Annotated in this window: 11 protein-coding genes; all 11 read right to left on the reverse strand. The window is 41.4% G+C overall.

The features are described from left to right. Positions 1-44: 44 nt before the first annotated feature. Positions 45-6974 (reverse strand): 5'-nucleotidase C-terminal domain-containing protein, encoded by a 6930-nt coding sequence (locus NFS43_RS24395; protein ID WP_277613942.1) that lies wholly within the window; start codon positions 6972-6974, stop codon positions 45-47. A 596-nt stretch (positions 6975-7570) separates the two neighbouring features. Beyond that, a complete protein-coding gene (locus tag NFS43_RS13175) occupies positions 7571-8587 on the reverse strand; it encodes an oxidoreductase (RefSeq protein ID WP_251552135.1) in 1017 nt (338 codons plus the stop codon). 87 nt (positions 8588-8674) lie between these two features. Further along, positions 8675-9586 carry a PTS system mannose/fructose/sorbose family transporter subunit IID gene (locus NFS43_RS13180; protein ID WP_251552136.1) on the reverse strand — a complete coding sequence of 304 codons (912 nt, stop codon included), beginning with the start codon at positions 9584-9586 and terminating at the stop codon, positions 8675-8677. Between the two features lie 18 nt (positions 9587-9604). Beyond that, positions 9605-10411 carry a PTS mannose/fructose/sorbose transporter subunit IIC gene (locus NFS43_RS13185; RefSeq protein WP_251552137.1) on the reverse strand — a complete coding sequence of 269 codons (807 nt, stop codon included), beginning with the start codon at positions 10409-10411 and terminating at the stop codon, positions 9605-9607. 28 nt (positions 10412-10439) lie between these two features. Next, on the reverse strand, positions 10440-11411 hold the full coding sequence (locus NFS43_RS13190) for a mannose/fructose/sorbose PTS transporter subunit IIA (protein WP_251552138.1): 972 nt from the start codon (positions 11409-11411) through the stop codon (positions 10440-10442). A gap of 428 nt (positions 11412-11839) precedes the next feature. Next, the gene (locus NFS43_RS13195; RefSeq protein WP_251552139.1) at positions 11840-12211 is read right to left on the reverse strand and encodes a DUF956 family protein; all 372 of its coding nucleotides are present in this window, start codon (positions 12209-12211) and stop codon (positions 11840-11842) included. 82 nt (positions 12212-12293) lie between these two features. Continuing rightward, positions 12294-13220 carry a LysR family transcriptional regulator gene (locus NFS43_RS13200; protein ID WP_251552140.1) on the reverse strand — a complete coding sequence of 309 codons (927 nt, stop codon included), beginning with the start codon at positions 13218-13220 and terminating at the stop codon, positions 12294-12296. 109 nt (positions 13221-13329) lie between these two features. Continuing rightward, entirely contained in the window at positions 13330-14472 is a 1143-nt protein-coding gene (locus NFS43_RS13205) for an iron-containing alcohol dehydrogenase (protein WP_251552141.1), read from the reverse strand. 26 nt (positions 14473-14498) lie between these two features. Then, complete coding sequence (locus tag NFS43_RS13210) at positions 14499-16466, reverse strand: oxidoreductase (protein WP_251552142.1); 1968 nt, start codon at positions 16464-16466, stop codon at positions 14499-14501. A gap of 549 nt (positions 16467-17015) precedes the next feature. Next, positions 17016-18257: a molybdopterin molybdotransferase MoeA gene (locus NFS43_RS13215; RefSeq protein ID WP_251552143.1), complete on the reverse strand. Its 1242-nt coding sequence runs from the start codon at positions 18255-18257 to the stop codon at positions 17016-17018. A 151-nt stretch (positions 18258-18408) separates the two neighbouring features. Next, complete coding sequence (locus NFS43_RS13220; RefSeq protein ID WP_251552144.1) at positions 18409-19329, reverse strand: 4Fe-4S dicluster domain-containing protein; 921 nt, start codon at positions 19327-19329, stop codon at positions 18409-18411. Positions 19330-19360: the final 31 nt, after the last annotated feature.

Genomic DNA, 19360 nt, shown 5'->3' on the forward strand with positions numbered 1-19360 from the left:
TCCATGGTCATTCTAGGTGTAGTTTCACATTCAAACTACTATAATCATTGGATATTTATGCGTCTTCTCTTAATAAGGTATAAGACTCCGCCAGCTGCAACTAATAATAATCCTGTTAATAAAATGTTAAAGTTATTTGTTGCTGTATTTGGTAGTTCGGCCTGGCCAGTTTGTGTTGGATTCTTAGAAGAAACTGGTTCACCTTCGAATACTCCAAATGTACTGAAATGATCGGTATAAGCTGAGACTTCCCCATTTTTGTATTCTCCACCAATAAGCTCCCATTTTTTAGCTTCTTCATTCCAATAATAAACTTTCACATGATTAGGATTGTTAATTAGTTTTGGATCAACTTTGAATGTAAGTTTAACTTTTTCATTAAACTTATGATACAATTTACCATCAGCTTCCATTGTAAAGTCATAAGCTCCTAGTGAACCCTTAACTTCCATCTTCTTCACTTTAATGTCCAGATTTTGGGCTGCCGGAAGGATGGAGGCAGGAATTTGCACCTCTACATTTCCATTACTTATCACAAGTGTAGCGTTGGCATCTTTTAGAGCCTGGATTTGTTCTTTGGTAAGTGTCAATGTTGCATTTACTTTGTCATCCACTTGAACAACTACAATTGCTTTTTCTGGAAGGTTTTGAAGTGCAGCTTCACTAAGTTTATACTTATTGCCTTCTTTAACCACAGGCGGTTTAATCTCTTGTCCCGGATTATTGCCAGGCTCCTCACCCGGTTCTTCTCCTGGCTCTTCACCCGGTTCCAAACTTACATCAACAATTCGGCCTTCCACTTCAGTTGGGATTCCTTCACTGCCAAGACTGACTAAATGATCACGGAAGTTTTCCCAATCAGAAAGCCCTAAATCTGTTACACGGCCTTCCTCATAGGCTTTCGCGAACATGGTATAGCCATCTCCGCCTTTTGCTGTAAAGGCGTTTGTGGCAATCGTGTACATCGTGTCATCTTGGACTTCTACGTACTCACCCTTTTCATTCAAATACGATACGGATACGACACGTTCTCCTGCTGGCTTCGACGAATCAAATTCTACTTTGCCGCCGGATACATGCAAGAAGCCGCCATTTTCTCCAGGGTATTGACCGAAACTAGTTTCGAATGCTGCTTTTAGCTCTGCACCTGTCACATCCATGGTTGCCAGCGTGTTATTGAATGGCAATACCGTGATGATTTCCCCAACAGTGATCGGTCCAGCATCGATAGTAGCCCGGATACCGCCGCCGTTTTGCAAGGCCATGATGACATTTTTCCCTGTAAATGATTTGGCTTTTTCAAGCATGCCGTCTGTAATCAAGTTGCCTAGGATCGTTTCGTTTTTCCGTACACTTGGTTTTGTATTGTCGCCATTTGTACGCGGGCTTTCCAATGCAATTGGGGTGGATACCCCGATTTCTTCCTTCGCTACTTCATCAATCTTGGCTTTGTATGGTGCCAATACTTCTGCTGCTTCTTTATCATCTGTTTGGGTGCCGATGGCAATTAAACGGCCATCACTGTCCATAACAACGCCATTTTTATCGAACTCAACGTCCAATACCCCTAAGTTGCTATTCGAATTGCCTGTTTGGACAATGACAGTAGGAGTCGCATCTTTTGCCACAACGACTGGCTCGCTTAATGTGGTATGGCTATGTCCGCCGACAATCACGTCAATACCTTCCACTTTTTCAGCGAGGGTCAGGTCATTATCAATTGCAGCATTGTCGTCGAAGCCAATATGTGTCAAGGCAATGATTTTGTTAATACCTTGTTCTTCAAAATAGTCGACTGCTTGTTGAGCCTCTTCAAGATAGTTTTCGAATACTATGGATCCTGGACTGGAAATGTCAGCTGTTTCCGCCGTTGTCAAACCGAAGATCCCGACTTTCTCCCCGTTCACTTCTTTGATAATCCCATTGTAAATCTCGCCATTTTGATAATCGTCCGCAAAAGAATCGTTGAAGATTCCATCAAATTTAGCATCTTTTGAAAAATCAACGTTGGCACTCACAAATGGGAAGTTCGCTCCCTTAATAAAGTCAGCCAATGCTTGATGACCTTCTGGTGAGGAACCGAGATCGAATTCATGGTTCCCGAATGTCATGGCATCAATGCCCAGCAATTTCAGCATGGCCAAATCTGCTTTACCATGGAATTCATTAAAATACAAAGTACCTGTAAATTCGTCTCCTGCATGAAGCATCAGTGAATTAGGATGAGCTGCTCGTACCTCTTTTACAGCAGTGACTGTCTTCGGCAGGTTGTCCAAGGCAGCGTGGACATCATTGGTATGCATAACCGTTAAGTCGAATTGCCCCGCTGCATCCACGATTCTGTCTTCCACTTCAGTTGGAATTCCCTCACTGCCGATGCTGACTAAATGATCACGGAAGTTTTCCCAATCAGATAGGCCAAGGTCTGTTACACGCCCTTCTTCATAGGCTTTCGCAAACATGCTATAGCCGTCTCCGCCTTTTGCTGTAAAAGCATTTGTGGCAATTGTGTACATCGTATCATCTTGAACGTCTGTATACTCACCATTTTCATTTAAATACGAGACGGATACGACACGTTCTCCTGCTGGTTTTGTAGAATCAAATTCTACTTTGCCGCCGGATACATGCAAGAAGCCGCCATTTTCTCCAGGATATTGGCTGAAGCTGGTTTCGAATGCTGCTTTTAGCTCTGCACCTGTCACATCCATGGTTGCCAGTGTGTTATTGAATGGCAATACCGTGATGACTTCACCAACAGTAATCGGGCCAGCATTGATGGATGCACGGATACCGCCGCCGTTTTGCAAGGCCATGATGACATTTTTCCCTGTAAATGATTTGGCTTTTTCAAGCATGCCGTCTGTAATCAAGTTGCCTAGGATCGTTTCGTTTTTCCGTACACTTGGTTTTGTATTGTCGCCATTCGTACGCGGGCTTTCCAAAGCAATTGGAGTGGATACCCCGATTTCTTCTTTAGCTACCGCATCAATTCGTTCCTTGTATGGTGCCAATACTGCTGCAGCTTCTGGGTCAGCCGTTTGGGCACCGATTGCAATTAAATGGCCATCATAAGCTTCCACTACGCCCTTTTCATCGAATTCAACATTTAAAACACCAAGGTTACCGTTCGAATTGCCTGTTTGGACAATGACAGTAGGTGTCTTATCTTTATCCACTACCACTGGCTGGCTCAATGTAGTATGGCTATGCCCGCCGACAATCACGTCAATGCCTTCGACTTTTTCGGCCAGGGTCAGGTCATTATCGATTGCAGCATTGTCGTCAAAACCAATATGGGTCAAGGCGACAATTCGGTCGACACCTTGTGCTTCCAATGATTTTACCGACTTTTCAGCTTCTGCAAGATAGTTCTCGAATGTTATGGAGCCCGGGCTGGAAATATCAGCTGTTTCTGCAGTTGTTAAACCGAAGATACCGACTTTCTCCCCGTTAACCTCTTTAATGATCCCATTGTAAATCTCGCCATTTTCATAATCTACTTTAATCGATTCGTTAAAGATTCCAGCAAATTTAGCGTCCTTTGAAAAATCAACGTTTGCACTCACAAATGGGAATTCAGCACCCTTAACAAAGTCAGCCAATGCCTGGTGGCCTTCTGGAGAAGAACCCAGGTCAAATTCATGGTTTCCGAATGTCATGGCATCAAAGCCCATTAGGTTCAGCATAGCTAAGTCTGCTTTACCTTGGAACTCATTGAAGTACAAGGTTCCTGTAAATTCATCCCCTGCATGAAGAAGAAGGGATCCAGGAGCTGTGCCTCTAACATCCTTCAAGGCTGTCACTGTCTTCGGCATATTGTCTAAAGCAGCATGCACATCATTGGTATGGACGATGGTTAAATCAGGAAAATCTAACTGAACCAATACAGGATCATGATCAGATGCTTGTCCCTGTGCTTCGGTAAAGTTTGCATTGATGTGAATCATATCCGCTTCAGCTTTATTTACTAAATTATTCGTCACTAAAATATGGTCTAATACCTGGTTGTTTCCTTGGAAGAAATAAGAGAACCGATCTTCAGCAGGAACTTTTTCAACCATATTGGTTAAAACATTGCCTTTAACTGTTTCAAGGACAGGAGTGAATTCAAAATCATTCATATCTCCCGTAACAACTACATTCAGGTCAGGATTCTTCGCTAGACCTGCATCAATGAAGTTATTTACCTCTTGTGCTAATTTAAGGCGTTCAGCTTCTGAACCCAATTTAGGCGGCTGGCTCGAGCCCCATAGGGATTCATCACCGCCTTTCGAATTCAAATGATTTCCAATCACGACAACACGCTGGCCTTTGAACTCAAATTCGGCTGCGATTGGTTTTCGTGTTCCAGCGAACTTTTCAGGATTAATCACACCTGGGTTCAGTGTAAGGTTTCCCTCTTCTGTCCAAGCGTTTGCTTGCGTTCCTGTCCCTTTCGTTCCTTTCACCAAGGTTACGCGGTCGGGATTATAGAGGTACCCGACACGGATATTACCGCCAGGTGCACCGCCGTTATCGTTGTTAATAGGCGCCACATCTGTCCATTTATACGTTGGGCCCCCCGCCGCTTTGATGGCTGCAATTAGGCGTTCATAGCTTTGTGTGGCATCGGTATTCCCAGAATTGGTTTCGCCGTCATTATCCTGAACCTCAATCAGAGTAATGATATCAGGAGATTTCATATTTTCTACAAATGACTTTGCAATTCTGGCTACTTTCTCATCTGGTGTGTTGGCCGTATTGTTCGAGAAGTTTTCTACATTGTAGGATGCGACAGTCAATTTATCTTCTGCAGGTACAATATGAGTCACTTCTTGTTTTAAGTTCGATTTGATGACAGCTGGCAGCTTCGTCTTGTCTGTCACGAGCTGATAGCCAGCGCTCGCATAAGTAAGGACACCAACTACATCGCCATCGAACTGGTCGCCCGGCTGGAAGTCACTGCCGACATTGTCCAGGAAGATTTTTTCAGGGTTGTAATCGTCCTTTGCGATATTTAGTCCGCCCTGGTTATTTAGCTTATTATTGGTTGTGCTTTTAACAATGATCGGCACGTCATTGGAATATGGCGGCCCAACGACAAGGGCATCTGGGAATGAAACACGCATGTATTCAACAGATTCCCAGAAATCAATCCCATCCTCCTCTGGATCAAATGTTTTCATTTCATCATTATCGATAATTTTGTTTGGCGGGATGATATCTTCACCGACTACTAGCGGTTCAGGCAATGCTGCCGTTCCGATTTTCGTTACAGAGGTTCCAGTGATTTGTGTTCTCGACAGGTCAGCCCCGCCGCCATATTCTGTCACTGTCCCGTCCACGGATACCTTATCACCAACTGCAACGCCATGAGTCGGTTTGTATACTTCAATGGCTTCTGATGTGGCAGGGTCTGCATCTGCACCATCCACATCCTGCATGACAAAGCTGGTAGTCCCCCACACATGAGTGACAACGCCCGTGATGTTTGTAACGGAAGATCCGGTATAGTCGGAAATATGACCTTTCCCTTGGATATCATGGATCGCGATGCCTTCCGTATTTAGGATCTTATACGTAAAGCTAAATACTTCACTTGCCTTTCCATCCTTAACAGCAATGGCTTTAATAGTGGTTTCACCCATTTCTAAGGCAATTGGTGAAGCATATTTTGTGCTCTCAACTGTAGGAGTTGCACCATCAGTTGTGTAATAGATGTCTGCACCCTCAAGGCCTGATTTCAACTCGATTTCTGTTCCAGCTGGTACAACACCAGTTGTCTGAGTGGCATAAACGGCTGGTTTGTTAACCAAATCATAGCTATTAAGACCAGTCGTTTTTAAATGGAACCCCGTTCCATCCACAGATCCAATTCCGGTGATATGAACCTTATCGCCCTCTTTATAATGCTTAATGAGTTCATCATAATTAGAGCCTGTACGATTATCGTGGACCACCCTTACTTTTGCTCCGCTTTCAAATACAGCCTGGAATGTAGCAGTTCCATAGCTATCTTTACTCATATCCGTGATGGTAACATTCTCTAATTTGAGAAGCTCACCTTGGGCAGCATCGGTTACTTCTGTCACAACCTGTGCCGCCGGAAGGTCATTACCGGAGGAAACGATGTCAAGACTATCTGGTTTCATTTCCAGTTCGCCGTTATATGTCTGCAATTTTCCAGTCAGTTTGACTTTATCTCCCGATTTTACTGATTTTGGGCTGCTATAGACAAACATCCCAGCAGTATCATCTTGCATATAGAAGGTTTCGCTGCCCCAAAGACCTGAATTAGTTGTTGCAACCCCTTCAATCGTTACGGTTTCACCAACAGCCTTTTCGCGGGCATCAGCAATGGAGATAGCTGGGACTGGTGTTTCCGGCTCTCCAGGATCGGTGCTTCCAAAGGTATGTGTGCCAATATTTGTGAAAACATCCTTACCTAGGTTCGTCCATTCCTTATTTTTATCAAAAGCATCATCAATAATCGTATCTCCTGTTGTAACATTACCATTTCGAACAAGAGTTACATCAGCGAGAACAGTTACATCTGTTCCAACTTGGCCGATGGAATCAATGACTGTTTCTCCCTTTTTTAGAACAACAGGGTCGTTCCCATTGAAATTTATGACAGTTGAATTTTCAAGCTGACCTTTGTTTTTGATATCTGCAACAGCTTGTTTATGGTATACAACGTACGTGTCACCGCTTTTTAATGTACCTGTTAAGGCCACCTTGTTTGCAGCGTCGACAGCACCATTGGTGTGAAGTTCAAGGCTGTACTGGGTCAAGTCAACATCTGCACCGGTTCCGTTATAAAGCTCAATCGCCTTATTAAAACTGGAACCCTCTATATATTCTGAGATAATCAAATCTGCCGCTACAGGAGCTTCTGCCTTGACATTGCTATTAGCCACTGGCGAAAGTAAGCTGATTAACAAGACAGCCAGCGTGACCATATTCAGGCTCTTCTTATGTCTCTTTTTCATATTTCCCCTCCATTTTGAGTTAATAGGCACAGATGTAGAGTAGCGTTTGGAATGATTTGCGTGTTTCTCCTAGGTTCTCGCAGGACAAAACAAGGAAGTGATAACCATTAATACTTGAATTCACATTTTTTGGATGGATTTGTTGCAGGAACAGTGATGGGTCAGAGGAACGGTTTTTCTATTCACCATAGAATACTAGAGTTTACACATACGGAATGGCTTTTCTAAATAAACAAGTCTATTTTTATCCTAATCTCCTTTCTATTTAATATTTGTGTTAATGAGGCACATCTCTACGGAGTTAGTAAACCTTTTACTGTAAAAATCACAAAATCTTGGTCCACCCATTTTATGTATTCAGCAAACGCTTCCCCGATAAAATTATATGGTCCTACTATTAACCTACTATTAATTTAATGTAAAAAATTGTAGAATTGCAAATGTTTTTTGAATATTTCTTCTCAAATGTCAAATTTTCTTACATAAATTTTCATTGTTGATACTGCCTTCACCTTTTGCTGCTAACCATAATAGTTTGCTTAATTAAAAAAAAAGCCTTCCAGCAGTAACGAACTGATGAAAGGCCTCCTCAAATATTATTTTAGGTTTTTAACTCCCGTTTCTAGTATTTCCATTTGCAGCAAGGTTTGTTCATCTGTAATGGTTTTTTCTTTACCGTTTATGATGGCTTCATATAAATCATCATATACGCGTCCATAATCACCATTAACAGATTTCACTGTTTCTTCGTGGATGGTACCCTCTTCATCCATATAGGTCAGTAAACCATAATGTTTGATTGTATCGATACCAAAATCTTTGTTATCAGGCATATAAAATAACTTTAAATGTTCTTCCTGACGATCTTTGGTTTCTTTTACAAAACATCCTTTTTTGCCATAAACGACGAAGCTTGGTCTTTCTTTAAGCCTAAAATAACTGGATTTTACAGATACTTTTAACCCGCCGTAATATAAATCTAAATCAAAATAATCATTCATTCTTCCTTGTCCTAATAATTGCCTTACATCATAATGGATATGATCCGGCTTGCCAAAATAGCTGATGACCTGATCCAATGTATGGCAGCCATGTCCATATAAAAATGACGAAGCAGGATCAAAAGAATGGACAGACTCTGGCACTTCGGGACGATAATAGTCATAATGCATTTCCACTTCCAGCAAGTCCCCTAGTTTCCCTTCTGCAATGACCTTTTGAACGGTTAAGAAATCACTATCAAAACGTCTGTTTTGATAGGCTTGAACGATTAATCCTTTTTCTCTTGCGATTGCAAATATTTCTTTTGCCTGGTCTGAGGTTTCCATAAAAGGCTTTTCAACCAAACAGTGTTTATTATGTTCTAATACTGATTTTGCGTATTCAAAGTGGCTGTCCGTTCTTGTGCAAACCACAATCAGTTGAATATCCTTATCATTTAATAGTTCATCTAAATCAGAAGTATAATTTACGCCTGCAATTCGATCCCAGCTTTCACGCTTGGGATTTCTTTGATAAATAGTTTTTACCTTTATATTCTCTCTTTGCAGTACGAACGGCAGATGGTATCGGTTCGTGCTTTTTCCATTTCCAATATAGCCAATAGTAAGCATAGCAGCCTCCTAAAATGTATGTATTTTTTAATACAAAGAGCACCTATCCATGTTCAAGTCAGAGATAGGTGCCCTCGCGTCTATTTATTACATTAAGTGGATTAAGTGGAAGACGATACCTACCACGAACAATCCAAGAATCATAATGATTGGAGAAACTTTTTTCTTAAGCAGCCACATGCAAAGGAGTGTGATTAAGAGTCCAGCTAAACCAGGAATCAAGCTGTCTAAGTTGGCTTGTAAAGTAGTGACTTTAACAGGTTCTAATGAAAGACCAGCAGCTTGCTGTTGTAAGGCAGTTTTAATCCCCTCTGCTCCAGCAGGCAAATTATCCCAGTCAATATAAGCACCTTTGGAAAGATCAACTTCTGATACAACTGGTGTAAATTTTACAGAAACCCAACGGTTAACGAGTGAACCAAGGATGAACATTCCTAGAATGGATGCTCCCTTTGTAATATCTTGAAGTAATCCGCCAGATAAGTCGTCCGTAATTTTAGAGCCCGCTTTGTAACCAAATTCCTGTGTATACCACGTGAATCCCATTCGAATAAGGTTCCATAAAACGAAGAAAATAATCGGCCCAAGGATGTTTCCTGTCAAAGCGAGAGAAGCACCTAATGCACCAAGGATCGGGCGAACCGTGAACCAGAAAACTGGATCTCCGATTCCTGCTAAAGGTCCCATCATCCCAACTTTAACCCCTTGAATGGCTGTATCGTCAACCGGCGCACCATTTGCCCGTTCTTCTTCAAGCGCTAACGTTACACCAATAATAGGCGAAGCTACATATGGGTGAGTATTGAAGAATTCTAAATGACGCTTTAGTGCAGCCGAACGATCTTCTTTTGATTTATATAATTTTTTGATGGCCGGAATCATCGTATATGCCCAACCGCCGTTTTGCATACGTTCATAGTTCCAAGAACCTTGAAGGAAAGTGGAACGCCACCAAACAGAAATACGATCTTTTTTTGATAATCTTAATTCATTTGCCATTTTTATGCGCCCTCCTTCTTAGTAACTATCAATAATATCGCCTAGTGGATCACCAGTATTACCGCTTCCGCCATTACCTGAACCGCCTTGTTTAGAAAGCGCTAAGTAGATAAGTGCAAGAGCCACACCGATAGCACCTAGACCGATAAGTGTGATTTGTGAAACAGTCGCTAATACGAAACCAATCGCGAAAAATGGCCATACTTCTTTTGTAGCCATCATGTTAATAACCATTGCATAACCAACGGCTACGACCATTCCACCGCCGATTGCTAAACCTTCTGTCAGCCAAGTTGGCATAGATGTAAGTAAATCTCTAACCGGACCTGCACCAACTGCTACAATTAAAGCAGCTGGGATGGCAATACGTAATCCTTGCAAGCAGATTGCAATGATGTGCCATAGTTCAACTTTTTTCATGTTTCCTTCTTGAGCTGCAGCATCCATAAAGTGAACGATTGCTGTTGCAAGTGTACGAACGATGATAGTTAATAAAAGTCCAGCAACTGCAAGCGGAACAGCAATCGCAATCGCAGAAGCCACACCAGCTTTACCTTGTCCACTTAAAACTAAAATAATGGCAGAGGCAACTGAGGCTAACGCAGCATCCGGTGCTACAGCAGCTCCAATGTTTGCCCAACCTAATGCGATTAGTTGAAGAGTACCGCCTAAGATAAGACACGGCACTAAGTTTCCTGTAACCAAGCCAATTAACGTACAAGCAATAAGCGGCTGATGGAATTGGAATTCATCCAGAATCCCTTCCATACCAGCTAAAAATGCTACGATAAAGACTAATATTATTTGAATCACATTCAAATCCATGTTTATTAATCCTCCGTTTTCTCTGGATTTATTTTTGTTTGTTTAACTCTTCTTGAGCCTTCTTGATAATTTCGTCCATGTCGCCTTTTGAATCGTTCGGCACTTTACGTACATCGAAGTTCAAGCCAGCTTCTTTTAACTTTTTAAAAGTATCAATATCCTCTTGGCTGAAGGCCAGCACTTTATTCGGCTGAACTTTACCAGGTGAGTGTGCCATAGAACCAACGTTGATGGTCGTAAGTGGAACGCCTCCTTCAACCGCTCTAAGCGCATCTTGCGGGTTTTCGAATAGAAGCAGCGCGCGCTGGCCGCCGAAATGTTGATCATCTTTAGCAAGTTCGATCATTTTTTTGATCGGAACAACGTGTGCCTTTACACCCGGAGGAGCCGCTTGTTGGATCAACTTCTTACGAAGATCGTCCTTAGCTACCGTATCCGATACTACGATGATGCGTGTAGGCTGTGTAGTTTTTGTCCAAGCTGTCGCTACCTGTCCGTGAAGAAGTCGTGAGTCAATACGTGCTAATACGTATTCAAATTTGCCAGGCGCCCCTGCATTTGATGGCCCGGCTGCTGCTGCAGTGGCAGGTGCTTCTGGTTCTAATTCTTCAGGTTTTACTTTAACCCCATCTTTAGCTGAACCCAAAATATTCGCGGCAATTTCACGCGCTGTGTTCATGGAGAAGCGCGATGCAAAAGCTTCAATCAGCATTGGCAAGTTCATACCAGCAACGATTGCCCATTTGTCTTTGTGTTCTTCAAACAAGCTGTTGGCTTGGTTGAAAGGAGTTCCACCCCAAAGATCAACTAAGAATAATACTTCGTCTTGGTTGTCGAAAGAGGCGATTGCTTCTTGCATTTTGGCCTTTACATTTTCAGGTCCTTCGCTCGGCATCAATGTAACAGCTTTTACATTTTCTTGTTTTCCAAAGATCATCTCTCCAGATTGCAAGATACCATTGGCAAATTCACCGTGACTAGCAATGATAATTCCTACCATCTTTTTACCTCCTATATATTAATGGTGCGGCTTAAATTAACATGGTAAACTCCTAAAGTATTCTTTCAGCCCATCTAAAGCGGTTACAGTTTCAACAAAAAACAATAAAAAAGGCATGAGCAAAAAGTCGATTAAATGAAGATATGGGTATAGAGTGCCCCTTATTCTTCATTTCAATCAATACTTTTCACTCATGCCTGATCGAATCAGTAACACGTAAAAAATAATGGCTAGTTAAATTTATTTTGCAAACGCTATTAATGGATTTAAGTAAACAGCTTCTTAATCAAATAAAAGCCTTTTCAATGCTTGCTGCATCACTTTAATGAGCTTACATTAGGATTATAGCACCATGATATTACTCTGACAAGAGGGAATTTAACAAATCTAGATTAATTTCGACAAAAAAAGACAAGGTTAAGTAAATATTACTTTTTAATTATACTCTTCAAGCCGCGTTTGATGACATCAAAGAAACTTAACGATTGGACCATATGATTCGGATCAACGTACTCACGTATGGCTCGCAAAACTCTCTTTGGATCCTTAGAAGAGAATGTAAAATTCCCATTCCGCTTCGTTTTGATCGCATATCGTGGAATCCATTTCCCTTTGAACATGATAGAAGCGATTACGTGATCAACTTCTTCCCAAGGAATTTGAATAAACTTCCGGGCATCACGGCTATTGTAGAATTCAAATCCTTTGTCTCCGATCATAATTTTTCCATATTCTGCAATTCCCATATGTGAGGTAGCATCGATCACTAAATCGACTTTTGTATTGATTGATTGGACCATTTGATTTACTCCATTTCTTTCTTTTAATGAATCATTATTATACTATTTTTTTCACTTTAAGCAAAAAATACTATATACAGGTTTATTTTTTTACTAAAACAGAATCCAAGCCCCTTATATCCAGGGATTTATAGAATGAAAGTATCAAGTTCATAAATGAAATCATGGTCTGATTTATTTTTATATCCTTTTTAATAATAAATCCAACTTCCCATGCAGCAGTTGGGACATGGATCGGAATACTGACGATGTCATTGTATGCGGTTATATCCGTTAAGCTGCCGATAAAAATAAATACCCCTTTATTTAAGGTAACAAACTCATAAGCAAGATTTAGATCATGGCTGAGTTTGCTATAAATATTGGGGGTAATTCCCTCATCTTGAAAATGTTTAAGGACAACTTGCGGCATTCGAAATGTGTCATCTATTAAAATGAGCTTTTCGTCCTTCAAATCAATAAACGTCAGGCTCTCATTATGAGAAATAGGATTCTCTTTATTGACTACTGCTACCAGGTGATGTTTCATCAAAGGATAATAGGAAAAATTCGATTCATTCTTCGGGTTAACGGTTACGGCCATGTCAAGGGTTTCATCCAAAACATTTGCTTCGCACACTTTATCCGCATATTCAAAAATTTCGATATCGATTCCTAGATGATTCTTCGCAAGCTCTAAAACATCCTTACCGCCTAGTATTCTTAAGGTTCCTGGAGAAAAACCTATTTTCAGTTTTTTCTTTTCTCCTTCTACCTTATGAGAGATGTCCGCGTTAAACGCATCAAATTCTTTAAGCAGCTCTTCTGCCTTTTTGTAAAAATATTCGCCAAAATCGGTTAGGGTCACTCCGCGTGAATTCCGATAAAAAAGCTTTGTTCCCATTTGCTTTTCTAAATTATTGATCGTTCTGCTAAGGGCCTGCTGTGTGATAAAAAGCTCCTTGGCTGCCTTTGTTAAATTTTTTGTTTGACATACCTTGCTAAAGCACTTTAACTCCGCAATTTCCATGTGTGCCACCTCAAACATAAATAAGAGCTTGTATCTCTATTATACAAGCTCTAAAAAAAGAGAATAGCTAGTGAATCGTGAACATTAAACAACAATTACAGCTTTGAAACTAATAATTTTCATAGATGGCTTCAAGAATGCCCGTTACCTCTTCTAATGATAGCTCCCTTGGTACATATTGATAACAAACGTCCTCCATGACTTTGCTGGCTAAACCAGTAAACTCCTCTTTCGAAAGTCCCAGCTCATTTACAGATGGAATTCCTATTTTCTTGATTAATTGGCGGATAGCTTCCGCTACCTTTTCACCTATTTCTTCCGAGGATTCATCTCCAGCAAAGCTTACACCCATCGCTGCTCCGATTAGTTGCACTTTATCCGCCCTGGCACTAGCTGAATATTTCATGACTTCTGGCAAGGCAAGCGCACAAACGATTCCATGTGCTTTGTGGAATGCAGCCCCTGCCGTATGAGAGATGGCATGCCCAAGGTGAACTAAGGCATCATTAAAAGCCATACCGGCAAAATTGCTGGCCAACAAAAGTTCTTCTCGCGCTTTGATATTTTTCCCATCAGAAACGGCAATCGGAAGATAGCTGCTCACTTTCTTGATCGCCTCTAAGGCTAAAACCTCAGATTTAGGATTGGGAAATTTCGTCGTAATGGCTTCCGCCGCATGGGCGAATGCATCCATACCCGTATAGGCTGTGACACTAGGCGGGACATCGATAGTAACCTCCGGATCCAACACCCCTAGTGTTGCCGGGCAAAGGACAGCACTTTTTATATGATTCACTGTATCGGTAATGACACCCATGATCGTAACCTCACTGCCTGTTCCCGCTGTTGTTGGGATGACGACAACTGGAACGCCTGGGTTGTAAACAGGGTTTCCTAAATACTGATTTACTGGAAGAGGATTGTTCACTAGAACATTGATGGCTTTGGCCGCATCCATCACGCTTCCTCCGCCAAGAGCCACAATACCATCAATTTTTTCCGCCTTTGCGAGCTCCCCGCCTTGATTGATCATATAATCTGGCGGGTCTGCAACCACTTTATTAAATGGCACTATTTCCATCCCTTGATCGATTAAACTTTTTTTACAATTCTTATAAGCATCTAATTTAGAAATCGTTTCATCCGATACAAGCATCACCTTGGTACAACCAAGGTTTTTTACTTCCTCACCTACTACCCTAATGGAGCCACTTCCAAATATAATCGGGCTTAATTGCGCATATCTTTCCATACTATCTACTCCTTATCCACCAAATTTTATAGATTATAGGCAGTTAAATAGCCTGATTCCATAGCATCTCTGATTCTTCCTGGCTTTGCCGCATCTCCAAGAATCTTCACCATCTTAAAGGTTGATTGAATTTCCTCTATGAAATCTTTGTTAGAGGCTGTTCCAAGGGAAAGGATGACATAATCAAACATAAATTCTTTTCTTTCCCCAGTCTCCAGTGCTTCAAAGCTTGCTTTTCCGTTATCTAGACCCATTAACCGATACTTTGTATACATAGGAACATGCAATGGTCCCATATGGGTCATCACATCAATCAGATTTTGAAAAAAGATGCCAGATCCTATCTGATCACCCATTTCAAATAAGCTGACCTCATTTCCTTCTTCTGCTAATAAATGAGCTACTTCTATACCTGTCATTCCGGATCCGACAACGCCTACTTTTTTATTTTCCAGCTTTATTTTTCCACTTAATATATCAATCGGCGTCAGTACTTCTGCCCCATCAGAGCCTGGTATAGAACGCGGGATAACAGGTGAGGAGCCTTGTGCCACAAAGACCGCATACGGATTTAACTCTTTTAAAGCTTCCAATGTCGGGACTGTATTCAGCCGCACTTCGATGGCCAATTTTTCTATCTGTCCCTTTAAATAATCAATCAGCCACGTGATTTTTCCTTTATTCGGCGGCTGGCTGGCAAAGTATAACTGGCCGCCGATCCGATCGCTTTTTTCAAAAATGACTGGCTTAAACTTGCGCATTGCTAATATTCTCGCAGCCTCAAGTCCTGCTGGACCAGCTCCGATCACAGCAACCGTACGTCCTTCCCCGTCTTCCTTTAGGCTGCTAAATTCAAGCTCTCTTCCAGCCTCGATGTTGATGCCGCATTGGCAAGGGGTTGGAGACTGATCGGCTCCCATCAGCGTCTCCATGCAGTAAAGACAAGAAATGCATTTTCGGATTTCGTCAAACCGGCCCTCTTTCGCTTTATTCGACCATTCTGCATCGGCAAAATGCTGCCTGGCTGAACCTGCGAAGTCCATCTTCCCTTCGGCAATGACTTGGTCAGCAAACTCAGGGTCTCGAATGACCGCCACCCCAATGACTGGGATCTTGACTGCTTTTTTTACAGCCTCCGACAGGCGAACCTTCCAGCCCTGCTCAAAAGAGGCAGGCTCCCACGCTGTATTCATGGTTTCATAGGTTCCTGAACTTACGTCGATGGCATCTACGCCTAATTCTTCGAGGCGTTTGGCAATCTCCACACCTTCAGGAAGCTTGAGACCATCTTCAGGATGTCCAACTGTATCTGCGAATTCCTCCACCGATAGACGGACGAGCAAGGGATACTCTTTTCCACACTGTTCCCTGATGCCTGTGACGATTTCTTCTAAAAATCTCATTCTATTTTCTAAGCTTCCGCCGTATTGGTCTGTTCTCTTGTTTGCGCGCGGGCTTAAAAACTCATGTACTAAATATCCATGGGCAGCATGTACCTCGACACCATCGATCCCAGCTTTTTTCAGTCTGACAGCAGCTCTAATAAACTTTTCTGCCATTTCGCTAATCTCTTCTTCTGTCATGGCAGCTGCCGGCTGATGCACGGCAGGACATTCCACCGCACTCGGTGCCATCATCGGCAGGTTACCGTTGATAACGCTTATTCCTTGTCTTCCTGGATGATAGATTTGGACAACGATTTTTCCATCATATTGATGGACTTCGTCTGCCAGGCGTTTAAGTCCTGGGATGTGTTTGTCATCCGATACGGATATTTGATGAGTATTTCCTTTTCCTCTCTCCCAATCGACCGATGCGCATTCGGTAATAATGGTCCCGACGCCGCCTTTGGCTCTTGCGCCGTAAAAAGCAAGATCCTTCTCGGAAACGCTACCGTCTGTATTGGCTAAATAGTTTCCCATAGCCGTCATGACAATTCTGTTTTTGGGGACCATTGTTCCAATTTTTCCTGGTGAAAATAAATGTGTTAACATACCCATAACCACCTCTTTTTGAATAACCTAAGCAGGTTTGTGAATTATTTCACATAATATATGAAAAAAATATTTCCCTTTATCCATTTAATAGATATCTTGATCGGCATTAGGGATTCTCCTTTTATAATAAAATCTTCTATAGGAATAAAAAAACACTTTTCCTTTGTATGAGGTACAACTATTTGTAGTAACATGGATCGTAGCCCTTAAAATAAAAAGATCTCCTCGAACTTCGGGGAGATCTTTTTGTTATTCCGTAATTTATTAAGACGGCTCATCGGAACAGTATCAAAGCCTTTCGCTTTGGCAATGCATGGATATAAGTCCTGTGTCAAAGGATGTAATGTTTTTCCTAATTTCTTTCACTAGGAAAATTGTAATTCATCCGTACCAATAAATATACAGATTGTGAATATCACACTGAAACTAAACTGCACCCGTTGAAACATTTCTCACGCAGCCAGTACAATCAAATTGACATCAATAAAACATTCTCCCGAGTGAAGCAGAAGAACCGTCCCTCTGCTTCAATTTCATCCATTTAATCTAGTTTTCGAGAAAAAGTACTTGTACACGATCTCCTCTTTTAAAACTACTATTCCCACCCGGTAATACAGCAAGTGAATCTGTAAGAGCTAAACTAAGAACGGCATTGGATTTGTCCATACCAGCAGGCTCCGCTATTAGTTCTCCATTTTCTACATATAGTTTACTTCGTATAAATCTTGTTAGAGGATTCGCTTTTGGAAAGTCAACCGCAAACTTTGCAATCCCAGCCTTAAGATGTGCATTCTCGCAGGAAAGCATTTTCCTAATTACTGGTCTAGTAAACAACTCGAAGCCCACATAACAGGCAGATGGGTTTCCAGAGAGACCAAAAAGAAATTTACCATCTAAAACTGCAACGGTTGAGACACTTCCAGGACGCATAGCCACTTTATTAAATAAAACCTTGCAATTAAGCTCTTTATATACAGCTGGCATTAAATCATAGTCTCCTACCGAAACCCCACCAGTGGTTATCAGCATATCTACCTTCTTTATCGCCTCCCCAATGGCATCTGTACATGCATCTAAAGCATCCGGTATTTTGCCTAGATAGACAGGTTCTCCGCCAGCTCTTTTAATTTGCGTTGATAACATAAAGGAGTTGCTATTTCTGATTTTCCCATTTTCTAATGGTTCATGAACATCTACTAATTCAGAACCTGTTGCGACTATTCCTACTTTAGGTTTAACGGCAACCCGAACCTCGTTATAACCGAAGGTTGCTAAAACGGCCATAACACCAGGATTGATCTTCGTCCCCTTTTTAAGTATGACATCTCCTTTTTTGGCTTCTTCACCTTGGCAGGAAATATGTTCTCCTTTATTTACTTTACGTTTAATGACAATATATTTTTCGGCATTTTCCTCAATTTCCTTCACTGCCTCAAGCATAATAATGGCATCACAGCCCTCTGGGACCATTGCTCCTGTCATGATTCTCGATGCTTCATAACACCCAATCTCCTTTGAGGCTACCATGCCAGCACCAAGCTCTTCTACTATTTTTAGTTTAAGAGGATTTTCTGATGATACGTCTTCAGTATCCTTTGATCGAAGTGCATAGCCATCAAATCCTGAACGGGTAAATAAAGGGACATCATTTGTTGCTAAAATGTCTTCACCAAGATAGCGGTTGTCACAGTCGTTAATTGAAATAATCTCCGTTTTCCCAATCATTTCTTGTTCCATTATTTTTTCAACAGCTTGATTTATCTGTAAGGGTGTTCTCTTTTCCAACATTTATACTCACCTCATTTTGTTACTGCAACCAGCAAAAAACACGATTACAGAATGAATTCTTTTATCTCATCCCTAAAGCGCATAAAGCTGATTATGAAAAAAAGCCCGAAGAAATGGGCTCTCACAATTCCATTTTGGAATTAGTTATTGTTTAACACACATTACTATCCAAATATCCACTCTTTCTCCTTGCACATACTGGACATCTTTCATAGTTCGGCTTACACGTTTGATAGGAACTTTTACAAACCTTACAAACTTTTGTGTAAACATCAAATGTCTGTGTAACGGCCCTTGATATGTGATCCGTTACAGTAATGGCATTCTCAGGACAAATCCTGCTGCAAAGCTGACAGCCAGAGCATGTCTGGGATTCAATTCTAAAGGATTGTGCTGTTATCTGAAAACACTGCTTAGGACATAAGGTTTCACAAGCCTTGCACATGGAGCATTTTTCCAATTTGACATCAAGTTCATAGAATTGATACTCAGGGTAATAGGCGGATAAATCTAAACTTTTATGATTAAATCTCCATTTAGCAGGAGTCACTTGTTTAACAAGCGATGTCCCTTCTTTCCCCAATAGTGAAAATAAATCCCTTCTGGTGCAAGAACTCATTTCTTCCGAAAAACCTTCCTCTACTTTTACTTGGAAAGGATTCTTGTCTAGTTGCTGCAGCATCGAATTAACGGTACAAACTTGATCTTTCCAAGCTTGAGATAATTCTCCTTTACTAGCAATAATGGAGGTTATTCCTTTTGCATGATACACCAGGAGTTCCTTTAAGCTTGGTACGCTCGCATCATCTGCAGCTAACCTGTTGCCGGATAGGTTTCTTTTCGGAATAATCCCCTCAATCGCCTGAACCGGACAAGCTGCAATACAATGACCACACTCCACACATTTTTCGCTATTAATAACAGGTTTTTGATTTTTAAATGTAAGAGCATCATAGTTGCACGATTCGACACAGGCGGTGCAGGAGGCCCTTGGACTACGATGCATAAGGCATGCATCGGTAATGTTATATTGGTAATCCAAACTCTCAACCCATTTTCCAAGGAACCCCATTTTTCTCCACCTCTTTCAAAATCTATTAAGC

The sequence above is a fragment of the Neobacillus muris genome (assembly GCF_943193175.1).
Lineage (GTDB): Bacteria > Bacillota > Bacilli > Bacillales > Cytobacillaceae > Neobacillus > Neobacillus muris.

Excerpts from the sequence above, each read along its gene's own strand:
- NFS43_RS24395 (WP_277613942.1), bottom strand. The coding sequence starts at position 6,974 with ATGAAAAAGAGACATAAGAAGAGCCTGAATATGGTCACGCTGGCTGTC.
- NFS43_RS13175 (WP_251552135.1), bottom strand. The coding sequence starts at position 8,587 with ATGCTTACTATTGGCTATATTGGAAATGGAAAAAGCACGAACCGATAC.
- NFS43_RS13180 (WP_251552136.1), bottom strand. The coding sequence starts at position 9,586 with ATGGCAAATGAATTAAGATTATCAAAAAAAGATCGTATTTCTGTTTGG.
- NFS43_RS13185 (WP_251552137.1), bottom strand. The coding sequence starts at position 10,411 with ATGGATTTGAATGTGATTCAAATAATATTAGTCTTTATCGTAGCATTT.
- NFS43_RS13190 (WP_251552138.1), bottom strand. The coding sequence starts at position 11,411 with ATGGTAGGAATTATCATTGCTAGTCACGGTGAATTTGCCAATGGTATC.
- NFS43_RS13195 (WP_251552139.1), bottom strand. The coding sequence starts at position 12,211 with ATGGTCCAATCAATCAATACAAAAGTCGATTTAGTGATCGATGCTACC.
- NFS43_RS13200 (WP_251552140.1), bottom strand. The coding sequence starts at position 13,220 with ATGGAAATTGCGGAGTTAAAGTGCTTTAGCAAGGTATGTCAAACAAAA.
- NFS43_RS13205 (WP_251552141.1), bottom strand. The coding sequence starts at position 14,472 with ATGGAAAGATATGCGCAATTAAGCCCGATTATATTTGGAAGTGGCTCC.
- NFS43_RS13210 (WP_251552142.1), bottom strand. The coding sequence starts at position 16,466 with ATGTTAACACATTTATTTTCACCAGGAAAAATTGGAACAATGGTCCCC.
- NFS43_RS13215 (WP_251552143.1), bottom strand. The coding sequence starts at position 18,257 with ATGTTGGAAAAGAGAACACCCTTACAGATAAATCAAGCTGTTGAAAAA.
- NFS43_RS13220 (WP_251552144.1), bottom strand. The coding sequence starts at position 19,329 with ATGGGGTTCCTTGGAAAATGGGTTGAGAGTTTGGATTACCAATATAAC.